The organism is Corynebacterium qintianiae, from assembly GCF_011038645.2.
Taxonomy (GTDB): domain Bacteria; phylum Actinomycetota; class Actinomycetes; order Mycobacteriales; family Mycobacteriaceae; genus Corynebacterium; species Corynebacterium qintianiae.
Window position 1 is genome coordinate 1,390,355 of sequence record NZ_CP064955.1, and the last position, 13,889, is coordinate 1,404,243.

Below are 13,889 nucleotides of genomic sequence, written 5' to 3' on the forward strand. Positions count from 1 at the left end.
CCTGCCCGGCACCCAAGACAGTGGGACCGTTGCTGAGCTGGTGTTATCCGGCGCGCGAAGTCAGTCTATGCAGACTGCGAGGACAAATATACGCCCATGCGCGCCAAAAGCCTAATTGAGCTGCGAAGTTATTCACACTTACCCCATTTATCCCCAGGCATGCCGCTTCTCGACGCCCAGCCGACGCCGCCGGGGTTTCATGATCACATGCGAACTCTTCAGACTGCCCTGTTCACCGCCGCCATCACTCTCACCGCCACAGCGCCCGCCACCGCCTACGTCGACCCGACCACCGGAAAACCCTACGCCACCCGCATCACCCGTTCCGCCGACATTCCCGAGAAAGACTGGCTGCCCGGCCACCGCGGTGTCGACCTGGCTCTCGACATGGGCGCGGACGTCCTGGCTGCGGCAGACGGCACGGTCGCCTTTGCCGGCGTGGTGGCTGGCACACCGGTCGTGTCTGTCGACCACGCCGACGGCATTCGCACCACATACCAGCCGGTCTACGCCCTCGTCTCGACCGGCGACGAGGTCACCGAGGGCACAGTAATCGGCCGCCTCGCAGCCTCGCGCGAGCACGACGGGTTGCACTGGGGTGCGCGCACGGGCGGGGACGCCTACATCAACCCGTTGACCTTGCTGGACACCCCGTCCATCCGGCTGAAGCCAATGGTTGGATCCGGCTAGTTTACGCCCGTGGGTGCGCCTGGTTGTAGACGTTTTTCAGGCGCTGGGCGGAGACGTGCGTGTACATCTGCGTGGTCTGCAGGCTCGAGTGCCCGAGCAATTCCTGCACCACGCGCAGGTCGGCCCCGCCCTCGATCATGTGCGTCGCAGCACTGTGGCGCAACGAGTGCGGGCTCACCTCCCCCGCACCCACGCTTTTCGACGCCCTCTCTACCACGCGCCGCACCTGTCGCTGGTCGATGCGCCCCCCTCGCGTACCCACGAACAGCGCGCCGGTCTCCCTCGCCAGTTCCGGTCGGCCGCGGTCAAGCCACGCGGTGACGGCCCGGGCGGCTGAGTCACCGAAAGGCACCACCCGCTGCTTGTTGCCCTTGCCCGTCACCCTCGCCAACCCGCGAGCGAGGTCAACGTCGCCCGCATCGAGACCGGTGAGTTCCGCGACCCGCATTCCAGTGGCGTAGAGCAACTCGAGCATCGCGCGGTCGCGCAAACCCTCGGCCCCGTGGTCGTCGTCGTTGATCTCCGCCTCTACGAGATCACCAGCGGCCTCAGCACTCACGACCGTGGGCAGGTGGCGGTTGACCTTCGGCGCCATCAGACGCGCGGCGGGGTCGGTGTCGAGGTAACCCTGGTTGTAGGCCCACGATGAGAAAGCCCGTACCGCGGCCGTGCGGCGCGCGAGGGTGGAGCGCGCCAACCCGCGGGAGACGGCGTCCGCGAGCCAGGCGCGTAGCGTGGGCAAGCTCAGCTCCCCCAAGGTTAGCGCGAACGGTTCGAGGGTGGCCAGGTCGGAGCGGTACGCCTTCACCGTCGCGGGCGAGCGGCCGAGGACCAGCTCGGCGTGCTCGGCGAAGTCCTCGATCGCCGCAGCGAGCTGGCCCGAACCTGAATCGCTCATGCATGGGAGTCTAGCGCCGGCCTGCCCCACAGCGCCCCCGACCTCGACACGAGCCCCCGGCCCAGCAGATCGACGAGGATGTGCACCGTCAACCCCACCTTCAGCCCGGCGCGGGCGGCGATGTCCTCGGCAGCGGCGCCGGTTGGGGCTCCGGTGTCGTTGGTGGGGGCGTCGATTAGCGGAACGGCGTCGAAGACGCGCAGCTCGTTGCGGCTGAGTTTCTGCACCTCGTCGGCGGCGAAGTCGATCTCCATCTGCTGGGCCGCATCAACCTCGCCGACGCGGCTGAGGTGCGCGTGGACCTGCTCGGCGTTGAGCACCATCTCCGCGCGCCGGTCTTGGATGGCTAGGTTGGTCCCCAGCGAGCTCGGCCCCAGGATGGGACCGGGCACGGCCATCACGCGTCGGTTGTAGTAATGAGCCCAGGCCAGGGTATTGAGCGCACCGGAGCGGAACGCCGCCTCGACGATGAGACTGCCCTGGCTCAGCGCGGCGACGAGCCGGTTGCGGGTGAGGAAGCGGTGGCGGTCGGGGGTGACACCTGGCGGGTATTCGGTGATCACGGCCGTGACCCGGTTAAACAACTCCGCGTTTCGGCGGGGGTAGACCACACCGGGCCCACACGCGGCGATAACAATGGTGGGAGCGCGGTTGGCCAGAGCCGTCTCGTGGGCGACGGTGTCGATGCCCAACGCGCCCCCCGAAACGACCGTGTACCCGTAACCCGCCAGGCCGCTCGCCAGGTCGGTGGTGGCGTGGTGGCCGTAGGCTGTCGACGCCCGCGTGCCCACAATCCCCACCGAGCGCACGAGCAACCCGTCGAGCTCGGTGTCACCCTTGACCCACAGGGCGTGGGGCGCGACTCCGTCGGTCTTCTCGTCGGCGTGGTTCGCCCGGCTGGCTGCCACCCCGTCGATGAACGAGCCGGTGATCGCGTCTGCCGGCCAGCGCTCCGAATCAGGTGTGAGCAGGGTATACCCAGCGGATTGGGCATCCTCGAGGTCGCGTGCGGGCTGGTCCCAAGCGTGCCGCGACTCCGTCTCCCCCGCTAGGCCGCCGAGCCAGCTAGCGCGGGAGCGCACGCCCGCGGCGATCTCGTCCGCGTCGCGCCCCGCCGCGAGTAGGGCCTGCAGGTGCCGCGACGGCCCCTCCACGACGCGGCTGAGGTACGCCCAGGATTCCGGCGAGCTCATGCCATCACCTCACTGGCGGCCGGAGCACGCAGCTCGGAGGCGGCGGCGACGTGACCGAGATCCGGAATGGCCGCCCCGTCGAGGTCGGCGAGCGTCCAGGCTAACTTGAGCACCCTGTCCACACCCCGCTGCGTGAGCCGCCCGCTGGAAAGGTAGGCGCTGATCAACGCCATCGCCGACTCGTCGGCCGGGTGATCGCGGCGGATCAGGGTGGCGTCGACGCGGGCGTTGACCCAGTGCTCCGCCCCGGTGGTGGACCAGCGGAACGCCGCGCGCTCCCGGGCTTCCATGACCCGCTGCGCAATCTCCACCGACGGTTCCGCGTCTCCCCCGCCAATGACAGAACCGAGGGAGGTAGTGGCCAGCGAGATGTCGATGCGGTCGCGCAGCGGGCCGGAAATATTGCGCAGGTGATTTATCCGCTGGTTGGGGGTGCAGCGGCACGCGGCCGAGTTCTCTGCGCCGCACTTGCACGGGTTCGCGGCCAGCACGAGCTGGAAATCGGCCGGGTACACCACCTCGCGGCGGGCGCGGGTCAAACGCACCGCGCCCTTCTCCAGCGGAATACGCAGCGCGTCGAGGGACGCCGCCGGGATCTCGCTGGCCTCGTCGAGGAACAGCACCCCTCGGTGCGCCTGACTCACGGCCCCCGGTCGCGGATGGCCCGAGCCTCCCCCGATCAGTGCCGCGCGGCTCAGCGACGGGTGCGGGGCCACGAACGGACGCGCCGCAACCACCGCGCCCGTCGACGCGCCCGTCACTGAATGGATCGCCGTGGCCTCAATCATCTCGTCGATGGTCATCGATGGCAGGATCGACGGCAGGCGCTCCGCCAGCATCGATTTGCCTGAACCGGGCGGGCCCACCATGAATACGTGGTGCCCGCCCGCTGCTGCGACCTCGAGGGCGAACTTGGCCTCGGCCTGTCCCGCGACGTCGCGGAAGTCGGGCGCGGCCGCTGGAACGACGATGTGAGTGCCCTCGGCAGCGTCCAGGTCCTTGATGCCGAGCGCCCAATTCCAGACGTCGAGAAGCGAATCGGCGACGAGGATGCGTCCGCGGTTGACCAGGGCGGCCTCGGCGGTGTTGGCGCGCGGGATGATCACGGTGCCGAAACTCCGGGTGGTGAGCATCGGCAGGATGCCCTCGACCCGCCGCAGCGTGCCGCCAAGGCCCAACTCCCCAAGCACCAGCGTGTCAGAGAGCGCCTTTTGCACGCGCGGGTCCAGGCTGGCGAGCACCGCGAGCGCGATGGGCAGATCGAAGTGCGAGCCGTGCTTCGGCAGGTGCGCCGGTGACAGCGAGACCATGATTTTCGTGCGCGGCCACGGCAGCGTCGAGTTGGCCACTGCGGTGCGGATGCGCTCGCGGGACTCCTTTACTGCGGCGTCGCCAAGCCCAACCATGTGCATGCCCGGCAGGCCCGGTCCGACGTTCGCCTCCACACCCACCACGTGAGCGGTGACCCCTTCAACGGTGGCGGCAAACGTGCTAGCAAGCGCCATCGTCGACATCCTCAAATACGCGGATCTGCATCTGCTCACCCGCGACAAGCACCTCGGCGACATCGAAACGCACCGCCGAGTAAGGCTTTTCCGCCAGCCACTCCGCGGCGCAGCGGCGCATCGTGCGCAGCTTCTTCGCCGTCACCGCCTCCGCCGCCCCGAAACCCCGGCCGCGACGCGACTTGACCTCCACGAACACAATGGTTCCGTCCGGGTCGCGCACGATCACGTCGATCTCCCCGCACTTCGTGCGCACGCGGTTGTCAATCAGCTCGTAACCAAGCCCCTCGTAGAATCCGGCGGCGAAGCCTTCGCCCGCCACCGCCAGCAGATAATTCTCGGCGTAGGTTGACTGCGCCATGTCTCCCCCTCCAATTCAAGCAAATCAACAGTTGCTTCATTGGACTGGGAAAACTGCGGCCAGGTTCCCTCCGGCGGGAAAGTCGCAGGTCTACCGCTCGGGGAACGTTAGGTCGGGCTTGTCCAGCTCCTCGATATTGACGTCTTTGTAGGTGATCACTCGGACGTAGCGCACGAAGCGCACCGCGCGGTACATGTCCCAAACCCAGCAGTCGGACATGCGGACCTCGTAGTAAACATCCTTGCCCTCGGTGTGCGGGATGAGCTCGACGGCGTTGGCGAGGTAGAAGCGGCGGTCCGTCTCCACCACGTAGGAGAACTGGCTGACCACGTCGCGGTACTCGCGGTACAGGGAGAGTTCGACCTCTGCCTCGTAGTTGTCCAGATCTTCAGCGCTCATTGTGACCTCGTAAAGTAATCGTGGGCGGTTCTCACGTTCGCATAACTATAACGATGCTCGCGGCTCGCACCGTGGCGGCGCACCGCATCCATGTGCGCGGCTGTGCCGTACCCCTTGTGCGTTTCCACGCCGTAGTGCGGGAACTGCAGGGCCATCTCGGCAACGAGCCGGTCGCGCGAGACTTTCGCCAGCACGCTGGCGGCGGCGATGCAGCGCGCGGTGTAGTCACCACCGACAATAGGCAGCTGCGGCGCGGTTAGCCCCGGTACGAGGAATGCGTCGACAAGCACGTACCCGGGCTCGAGCTCCAGCTTAGCGACAGCCCGCCTCGCGCCATCCAGATTTGCCACCTGAATTCCCCGGCGGTCGATCTCGGCGGCGGGGATGTGCACCACTGCAAAAGCCGCGGCAACTCCCCTGATGGCGTCGAAAAGCTGGGCACGCCGGAGAGCGGTGAGCTGCTTTGAGTCAGTGAGCTCCTCCAGCTGGGCGATCGGGTGCGGCGGGAGAACGCACGCGGCGACTGTGACCGGCCCGAAGCACGCGCCGCGGCCTGCCTCGTCCACCCCGGCGACGGGACCGAAACCCGCGTTGTGCAGCGCGACCTCGTGCGTGCGCAGCTGCTTCAGGCGTCTGACGCGGGGCACTTACTGCTGTCGCTGGATGTCCGGGTCATCGACGCCGCCGAAACGGCTCAGCGGGAAGACGATGGCCGCAACCTTGCCGCGGAGGTTCTCCTCGGGGATCGTGCCCTGCAGCTCGTCACCCATGTGCGCGCGGGAGTCCAGCGAGTTGGTGCGGTTATCGCCCATCATGAAGTAGTGCCCGTCGGGCACAGTGACCGGGCCGAAATAGTCGCCGCCGCATTCCTTGGAACCGGTGGCCTCGTTGATTGGGTTGGCGGGCGGCTGGAGGGTGTAGGACTGGTCGATCGGCAGCCCGTCCACCATCACAGCCGGATCACCCGGCTGGCACGAGACCGTCTGTCCACCGGTGGCGACAATGCGCTTGACCAGGTTGTTCTCGTCCGGCGGAACAAGGCCGACCCAGGACCCGACGGTCTGCAAGCCAGCGATCAACGGGTTGTGGGAGCGGTTGGACACGTATGTGGTGTTCCAGGCGTCGGTGCCCTCGAACACGACGACGTCACCGGGCTTCGGGTCGGAGAAGTAGTAGCTGACCTTCTCCACCGCCACGCGGTCGCCCGAGCCGTTGAAACCGTGCAGCGTCGGCTCCATCGACGCCGACGGGATCACGTACATGCGCCCGATGAATGTCTGGATGATGAAGATGAACACCAGGGTCAGCGCAATCACCACCGGGATCTCGATGTACCACGGCATCTGCTTCTCCCCGTCCGCCTCCCGTTCGGTCTCGGCGGGGTTGACGTCGTAGCGCTGGTTCTTGTTCGTCACCCGCAACACTGTAGCAGCGGGCCCCGACATGGCCGTCGAACGGCAAAACGACACCCCGCCCACCGGGTGCGGTGAACGGGGTGTCGACAGGCGGAAGCGAGCTAGAACTAGCGGCGCTCCTTGATGCGGGCAGCCTTGCCGCGCAGCTCGCGCATGTAGTACAGCTTCGCGCGGCGGACATCGCCCTTGCGCAGAACCTCGATCTTCTCGATGTTCGGGGAATGCACCGGGAAGGTACGCTCGACGCCGATGCCGAAGGAGATCTTGCGCACGGTGAAGGTCTCGCGGATGCCAGCGCCCTGACGACGGACGACGAAGCCCTCGAAAAGCTGGGTACGGGTTACGGAACCCTCGATAACCTTGACGTGAACGCCGAGGGTGTCACCCGGGCGGAAGTCGGGGATGTCGTCGCGCAGCTGACCTGCGTCGACAATGTCAATGATGCCATTGCTCATGGAAGCAATCCTTTACGTTTAAGGACAGAGGACCCTAGCGGCTTCCCCTGGTCAGGGTGCTCGACTGGTTCGTGTCGCCTACAACAACCTGAGTGAGTTTACACAGGTCAGCGCCCCCGGCCAAATCCCGCCTGCTTCAAGGCGTCCGCCATGGAACCTCCCGCGGGCTTCGCTTCTCGACGGCTCGCCGAACGCCCCGGATCCTTCCGGGCCTGCCGTGGCTTCCGGGATCTTTGCTTGTCGGCCCCCGGTTCGTCGTCAAGCCTCAGACTCAGCCCGATGCGCTGGCGCTGGATGTCGACATCCATCACCTTGACCTTGACAACTTGCCCGGAGCGCACAACGTCGTGCGGGTCGGAGATGAACTTGTCGCTCATGGCGGAAACGTGGACGAGGCCGTCTTGGTGCACTCCGATGTCGACGAACGCCCCGAACGCGGCGACGTTGGTCACGGTGCCCTCCAGGATCATCCCGGGCGCGAGGTCGGAGACCTTGTTCACGCCTTCCTTGAACGTGGCGGTGGTGAACTCCGGGCGCGGGTCGCGGCCCGGCTTCTCCAACTCGGAAATGATGTCGGTGACGGTGGGAACGCCGAAGGTGTCGTCGGCGAAGTCCGCGGCGCTCAATCGCGTAAGAACTGCGGTGTTGCCGATCAGCGCCTGGGTGTCCAGGCCCGTCGACGCGGCGATGCGCTCGACCACCGGGTACGCCTCCGGGTGCACAGCCGAGGCGTCGAGCGGGTTAGCGCCGCCCTGGATGCGCATGAACCCGGCCGCCTGCTCGAAGGCCTTCGGCCCGAGGCGCGGCACCTTGGACAGCTCCTTGCGCGTGGCAAAGGCGCCGTGCTCGTCGCGGTACTCGACAATGTTGCGCGCCAGCGTGGCGCTGACGCCGGCGACGCGCTCGAGCAGCGGCACCGAGGCGGTGTTGACGTCCACGCCCACGGCATTCACGGCGTCCTCCACCACCGCGTCGAGCGCCCGGGCAAGCTCGACCTGGTTGACGTCGTGCTGGTACTGCCCCACCCCGATCGACTTCGGGTCGACTTTGACCAGCTCGGCGAGCGGGTCTTGCAGCCTCCTCGCGATGGACACCGCCGAGCGCAGCGAGACGTCCATGTCTGGGAACTCGGCCGCCGCGAGCTCGGAGGCGGAATAGACCGAGGCGCCGGACTCGGACACCATCACCGGCGTCGGCCGCGTACCGCCGGCGCGGGCGATGAGATCCGCCACCTCGCCGGCGAGCTTTTCCGATTCGCGGCTCGCGGTGCCGTTGCCCACCGCGATGAGCTCCGCGCGGTGGGCCGCCGCCATGGTGGACAGCTTCTCGACGGCCTCCGCCCAGCGCTTCTGGGGCTGGTGCGGGTAGACGATCGTTGTGTCCAGCACCTTTCCCGTGCCGTCGACCACGGCGCACTTGACCCCGTTGCGGTAACCGGGGTCTAGCGCGAGCGTGACGCGCTGGCCCGCCGGGGCGGCGAGCAGCACGTCGCGCAAGTTGGTGGCGAACACCTCGAGGGCGCCGGCTTCGGCCCTTTCCCGCAACCGGGTGCGGGTATCGAGGTTCGAGGAGACTTGCAGCTTGGTCCGCCACCCCCAGCGCACCGCCTTCGCCAGCCAGTCACTTCGTTCCACTGCGAGGTTGAAACGCCGCGCGATCATGCCTTCGTACACTGATTCCTCACCCGGATCCATCTCGAGGGTGAGCACCCCCTCGGCCTCGCCGCGCAGCAGGGCGAGAATGCGGTGGCTGGGCAGGGTCTCGAAAGGCTCGGAGAACGCGAAGTAGTCGCGGTACTTCGCCCCCTCGTTTTCCTTGCCCTCGACCACGCCTGCGCGCATCGTGCCGGTGGCGAAGAAGTGCTCGCGCACCTCTCCGACGAGATCGGCGTCTGTGGTGAAGCGGTCCACCAGGATCGCGCGCGCACCGTCGAGCACGGCTTTCGTGTCGGCGAAGCCCTCGGTGACAAACCGCGCGGCGGCGTCCTCCGGGTCGGTGGAGGGGGCGTCGACAAGCAGCTGCGTCAACTCATCGAGCCCTGCCTCGCGCGCGATGTCCGCCTTTGTCTGGCGCCGCTTCTTATAAGGCAGGTAGAGATCCTCCACGCGGGCTTTTGAATCGGCCTGTTCGATGCGGCGGCGCAGGTCATCGCTGAGCTTTCCCTGCTCAGCGATGACCGCGAGAACGGCTTCCTTGCGCTCACCGAGCTCGATCAGGTAGGCGTTGCGCTCCTCAATGTGGCGCAGCTGAGCGTCGTCAAGGCCGCCCGTCACCTCCTTGCGGTACCGGGAGACGAACGGGACAGTGTTGCCCGCGGCCATGAGCTCGATCGCGGCGGTGACCTGCTTCGGCGTGACGGCCAGTTCTGTCGCGATGATGTCTGCGATAAACGTCATTCGTGCGAGTCTAGTTCGTCTCGCGCGAGTGCCCCTCCCAGGTCCCGGGCATGCGCGCGGCCTTCGCCACCGCTTCGGTTGCCTCGCCGAGGCCTAACGCCGTGCGCCCGGTGACGCGGATTTCGCCCTCCGATACCTCAACGGCAGGATCCACAAAGCCGGCCGTGCGCAGCTCCCTGCGCATCCGCTTCGCCAGGTCCTTCGTGCGCGGCACGCCGCCGCGCACCACGGTGGCCACGCCGCGGCCGTGCAGCGCCACGAGATCTACGGTGTCGAGCTCGACTTCCGCGAGCAGATCGGGGCGCACCCGGGCGGTGCGCTGCAGAGCCTGGTCGCGGCGCCACCGCTCGACCTTGGCGTGGTCGCCCGAAAACAGCACATCGGGGGCGTCGAGGCCGCGCCAGCTGCGCGGCTTGGTGTAACTCGGCCCCTCCAGCAGCCCGTCGGAGAAGCTGTCCTCCTCGTGGCTTTCGGTATTGCCGAGCACTCCCGGAATAAGGCGCGTCACCGCCTCGGCGATGACCAGGGCGGCCACCTCTCCCCCGATCAGCACATAGTCGCCGATGGAGACCTCGCGCACGCGGTAGCGCCGCTGCGCGTCCGTGAACACCCGCTGGTCGATGCCCTCGTAGCGGCCGCACGCGATCACGATGTGCTTCTCGCGCGACCAAGCACGGGCGTCTTGCTGGGTAAACGGCGTACCCGCGGGCGTGGGGACCACAAGAAGCGGCTTGTCGGAAGCCGTACCGGGGCTGCCGTAGGGCCGCGGGGTGACGGCCACGACATCGTCGTGGCGAGGTTTATCGTTGCGGTGCGGGCTGGCTGAGCGCAGCTCGAACCCGGCGCGTCCGCTGGCGACGTCGTCAAGCGCGGGCCCCCACACCTCGGGCTTCATCACCATCCCCGGCCCGCCGCCCAGCGGCGGTGCATCGACCGATTTGTGGTTGCCCGTGGCCCAGTCGCGCAGGTTGTGGATTCCCACCGACAAGATGCCCTGCTCGATTGCCTTGCCCAGCAGCGCGTGCCGGAGCGGCTCGAGATACTCGGGGAAGATCGTCAGCACGTCCAGGCGAAGCTGCAGCTCAGACATCCAGCAAACCTTCTGGCGGGGTAATGGTGAGCGTTTTGGCCTCCAGGTCGATCTCGGGAACGAAATCCATGATGAAGGGGACGAGCACCTCTTTCCCGGCGTAGTCGATCTCGAGGATCTTCCGGTTCGGCGCATCCATCACCCCGGTGACCTTTCCCACGCGGCTGGCCTCGTGGATGACCTCCAGGCCTATCAGCTCGTGGTCGTAGTACTCCTCGGAATCCTCCTCGCGCTCCAGCGGCGCGGCGAAGAACTGCATCCCGCGCAGGCTGTCGGCCTGGGTTCTGTCGGGAACCTCCTCAAAGCTGATCAGAAGACGGTTCTGGTGCGGGCGCAGCGTCTTGATGGTCAGGTCGCGGTCCTTGCCGGGCTGGCGCCCGTGCAGCACTTCCCCGACGGCGTAGCGCTGCTCTGGGTCATCCGTGAGTACCTCGACGGCGACCTCCCCCTTGATGCCGTGCGATTTGACGACCTTGCCAATCAAAAGCTCCATGGCCGCTCAATCTACCAGCGGCTGCGCTCCGCTATGTGGAGGGCCGAGACAGCAAAAACTGCCCGGGGTGCGCCCGGGCAGTTTTTCAAGGGTGAGACGGTGGGAAACCCGCCGGAGACGCTAGTTCTCCTCGGCCGGAGCTTCCTCAGCCGCAGCCTCCTCCTCACCGGCGTCGGCGGCAGCGGCCTCTGCCTCGGCCTTGGCGGCAGCCTCTGCTTCAGCCGCAGCCTTAGCCTCGGCCTCCTCCTTGGCCTTCTTGCGCTTTTCGGTGATGGCCTCCGCGCTCGGGCCGTTGTTTGCCTCTTCGAGGGCCTGGTTGAACAGCTCAAGCTTGGACGGCTTCTCCGGTGCAACCTTCAGCGTGCCCTCGGCACCGTCGAGGCCCTTGTGCTTCTGCCAATCGCCGGTCACCTTGAGCAGCGCGAGAACCGGCTCGGTCGGCTGGGCGCCGACGCCGAGCCAGTACTGTGCACGCTCGGAATTGATGCGGATCAGCGACGGCTCCTCCTTCGGGTGGTAGATGCCGATGTTCTCGATCACCTTGCCGTCGCGGCGGGCACGTGCGTCGGCGATGACGACGCGGTACTGGGCGTTGCGGATCTTGCCGAGACGCTGCAGCTTAATCTTGACAGCCATGAAAAGTCCTTCGTGGTCACTGGGCAGTTCAGACACCCGCAGCTTGTCTGCGGGCCGGTTCAACCCTTTGGATTTACTTGCGTGTGACGGGCCGGTCGAGCGTACTCGGGTCCGGCGCTAACGCAGGGTGTGCGCACGCAGAGCGCTGCGCAACCTGCATTACCTTACAACCGGTCGGTTTCAGAGTCCAAAACGGGCCGGAGTAGACTACCCGTTGCTTACCTGCGCGGGAAGGAGGACGGCGATGGACAGTGGGAGGGCAGCCAGTAGCACCCCCCAATTCCGCAACGACCTCGAAGGTTTGCGCGGCATCGCCATCGCCCTCGTCGTGGTGTTCCATATTTTCGTGGGGCGCGTATCCGGCGGTGTGGACGTGTTCCTTTTCCTCTCGGGGTACTTCTTCGTCGGGTCACAGGTGCGCTACGCGCTACGCGAGAACCCCCGCGTAAATCCGTGGTGGCCCATGTGGCGCACCGCCCGCCGTCTCATACCCTCGCTGGTGGTGGTACTGGCGGCGACCGTCATCCTCGTGTTCGCGCTCGTTCCGGGACTGGTGAGCGGAGAACTCCTGCGGCAGTTCACCGCCACCATCTTCTTCGCCCAGAACCGCGAGCTCGCCGCCCAGGGCTCTGATTACGCCGCTGTGAGCCCGGAAGCATCGCCGCTGCAGCACTTGTGGTCCATCAGCGTTCAGGGGCAGTTCTATCTCGCCGCCATCCTGCTCGGAACGGTCATCGCAGTGCTTGTCACTCGGACGGGCATATCCCGAACCTGGGTGCGACGCGGGACCATCGCGTTGCTCGTGGTGGTGACCGTGGCATCGTTGAGCTGGGCATCGCGCTTCGGCCTTTTCGGCACGGAACCGAGCTATTACTCCTTCTTTTCCCGCGCCTGGGAGCTGACGCTGGGAGGATTGCTCGCCCTGGCCGCACAGGTGCAGATTCCGAGGCGGTTCAGCGCCCTCACCGCCGGCAGCGGTCTCACACTGATAGCGTTGACCGGTGTTGTCATTCCCACAACCCTGGCATATCCCGGACCGCTCACCCTGATGCCGATTGGCGGGGCTGCACTGATTGTGCTGAGCAACCCGGCCAATCCCGTGTCATCGATTCTTTCGTCGCGGCCGATTACCTGGCTCGGTTCCGTCGCCTATCCCCTCTATCTATGGCACTGGCCACTGTTGATCATCGCCGTCACCATAGGCTCGCATACCATTCCACCCCTGTCCGTCGGCCTGGGAGTTATCGCGCTTTCCATTGTCCTTGCCCAGGCAACGCACACGGCGGTCGAGGAGCCCTTGCGCATGCACGGCAAGCGCCCGACGAAACAAGACGCACCCGTCACGGCAGCGCTGGGTTCTCTGCGGCGGCCCGCGGGTGCCGCGCGGGCGGCGGGCGGTGTCCTCATCGCCACCAGCACGGCAGCGATCCTGTCGCTGTCACCGATGTGGGAGCGAAACGTCACCATCGCCGATTCCCCCTCCAGTGCGGAGCAGAATCCGGGGGCAATGGCTCTGCGCGGCGCCTCAGTTCCGGATGTGCCTGCTCAGCCGGCACCCATGCTGGCCTCCAGCATCACCACCCACATCTTCCGCGACGGCTGCGTGATTTTCCAGGATGAGCCGGGGGATGCCGCGCCGGAAGCAGATTGCGTCTACGGAGACCCCGAGGCCGAAACAACCGTGGCTTTGGTCGGCGGCTCCCACGCCGAAACATACGGTGTGGCACTCGACGAGCTGGGCAAGAAACACGGGTTTAAGGTCATCACTTTCATCCGCCAGACGTGCCCGATGGTGTTTACCCCCGGAGACCTGGTCAGCCACCGGTGCGCGAAGTGGTCGCTCAACACATTCAACGAGCTCGCATCCCTCGACCCGGCCGTGGTGGTCTCTACCTCGACACGCCCGGCCGGCTCAGCCGGAGAAGTGAGCCCATCCACGGATTCCGTTCCCCCGGAGTACGTGGAGGTGTGGGATGCCTTCGCCGAGGCCGAGATCCCGTTTCTCGGGCTCAGAGACAACCCGTGGATTTTCGATGCCGACGGGACCCCCTTGAACCCCAACGGCTGTGTAGTCAACGGCGGCTCGGTCGCCGAATGCAGCATGCCCGCCACGACGATGTACTCGCCCGAAGACCCGGCCGCCGACTACTCCGATGCGGACGCCATGCGCCACATGGTGGACACCTCCGGCTGGTACTGTCCCGACGGACTGTGCCCGCCCGTGATCGGAAACGTCACCGTCTACCGGGACCAGAACCACATCTCCAACGCTTACTCTCTCACTCTGGCACCGCTTATCTGGCACCACCTCGGCCCCCTCTTGGAGGAGACGGCCGGGAGTTGACGCGCTGACTTCCG

Annotated in this window: 13 protein-coding genes and 1 pseudogene; 2 read left to right on the top strand and 12 right to left on the bottom strand. The window is 66.5% G+C overall.

Going from position 1 to position 13,889, the window contains the following annotated elements; translation table 11 throughout:
- The first annotated feature begins 207 nt into the window (after positions 1-207).
- Positions 208-690: a M23 family metallopeptidase gene (locus G7Y29_RS06845; RefSeq protein WP_165002558.1), complete on the top strand. Its 483-nt coding sequence runs from the start codon at positions 208-210 to the stop codon at positions 688-690.
- Between the two features lies 1 nt (position 691).
- Here the strand turns inward: G7Y29_RS06845 and G7Y29_RS06850 are convergent, their stop codons facing one another.
- The 12 genes and pseudogenes from G7Y29_RS06850 to rpsP form a co-directional block, all read right to left on the bottom strand.
- A complete protein-coding gene (locus G7Y29_RS06850; RefSeq protein ID WP_165002559.1) occupies positions 692-1,588 on the bottom strand; it encodes a tyrosine recombinase XerC in 897 nt (298 codons plus the stop codon).
- Positions 1,585-2,781: a DNA-processing protein DprA gene (locus G7Y29_RS06855; RefSeq protein WP_165002560.1), complete on the bottom strand. Its 1,197-nt coding sequence runs from the start codon at positions 2,779-2,781 to the stop codon at positions 1,585-1,587. The genes G7Y29_RS06850 and G7Y29_RS06855 overlap by 4 nt, the downstream gene beginning before the upstream one ends.
- Complete coding sequence (locus G7Y29_RS06860) at positions 2,778-4,286, bottom strand: YifB family Mg chelatase-like AAA ATPase (protein WP_165002561.1); 1,509 nt, start codon at positions 4,284-4,286, stop codon at positions 2,778-2,780. The genes G7Y29_RS06855 and G7Y29_RS06860 overlap by 4 nt, the downstream gene beginning before the upstream one ends.
- Positions 4,273-4,647 carry a YraN family protein gene (locus tag G7Y29_RS06865; RefSeq protein ID WP_165002562.1) on the bottom strand — a complete coding sequence of 125 codons (375 nt, stop codon included), beginning with the start codon at positions 4,645-4,647 and terminating at the stop codon, positions 4,273-4,275. The genes G7Y29_RS06860 and G7Y29_RS06865 overlap by 14 nt, the downstream gene beginning before the upstream one ends.
- Before the next feature lie 90 nt (positions 4,648-4,737).
- Positions 4,738-5,046, bottom strand: a complete 309-nt coding sequence (locus tag G7Y29_RS06870) for a DUF2469 domain-containing protein (RefSeq protein WP_165002563.1) — start codon at positions 5,044-5,046, stop codon at positions 4,738-4,740.
- Positions 5,043-5,693, bottom strand: coding sequence for a ribonuclease HII (locus G7Y29_RS06875; protein WP_165002564.1), 651 nt, complete (start codon positions 5,691-5,693; stop codon positions 5,043-5,045). The genes G7Y29_RS06870 and G7Y29_RS06875 overlap by 4 nt, the downstream gene beginning before the upstream one ends.
- Positions 5,694-6,389 carry a signal peptidase I gene (gene lepB, locus G7Y29_RS06880; RefSeq protein ID WP_413228008.1) on the bottom strand — a complete coding sequence of 232 codons (696 nt, stop codon included), beginning with the start codon at positions 6,387-6,389 and terminating at the stop codon, positions 5,694-5,696.
- A gap of 179 nt (positions 6,390-6,568) precedes the next feature.
- On the bottom strand, positions 6,569-6,916 hold the full coding sequence (gene rplS / locus G7Y29_RS06885; protein ID WP_165002566.1) for a 50S ribosomal protein L19: 348 nt from the start codon (positions 6,914-6,916) through the stop codon (positions 6,569-6,571).
- A gap of 107 nt (positions 6,917-7,023) precedes the next feature.
- Entirely contained in the window at positions 7,024-9,312 is a 2,289-nt protein-coding gene (locus G7Y29_RS06890) for a Tex family protein (protein WP_165002567.1), read from the bottom strand.
- Positions 9,313-9,574: 262 nt separating this feature from the next.
- Positions 9,575-10,402: pseudogene (gene trmD / locus G7Y29_RS06895) on the bottom strand (tRNA (guanosine(37)-N1)-methyltransferase TrmD); the annotation flags it as partial.
- Positions 10,395-10,895 carry a ribosome maturation factor RimM gene (gene rimM / locus G7Y29_RS06900; RefSeq protein WP_165002569.1) on the bottom strand — a complete coding sequence of 167 codons (501 nt, stop codon included), beginning with the start codon at positions 10,893-10,895 and terminating at the stop codon, positions 10,395-10,397. The gene rimM and the pseudogene trmD, both read right to left, overlap by 8 nt.
- 120 nt (positions 10,896-11,015) lie before the next feature.
- Positions 11,016-11,531 carry a 30S ribosomal protein S16 gene (gene rpsP, locus G7Y29_RS06905; RefSeq protein ID WP_165002570.1) on the bottom strand — a complete coding sequence of 172 codons (516 nt, stop codon included), beginning with the start codon at positions 11,529-11,531 and terminating at the stop codon, positions 11,016-11,018.
- 244 nt (positions 11,532-11,775) lie between these two features.
- Between rpsP and G7Y29_RS06910 the strand changes: the two genes are divergently transcribed.
- Positions 11,776-13,875 (top strand): acyltransferase family protein, encoded by a 2,100-nt coding sequence (locus G7Y29_RS06910; protein WP_165002571.1) that lies wholly within the window; start codon positions 11,776-11,778, stop codon positions 13,873-13,875.
- The last annotated feature ends 14 nt before the right edge of the window (positions 13,876-13,889 follow it).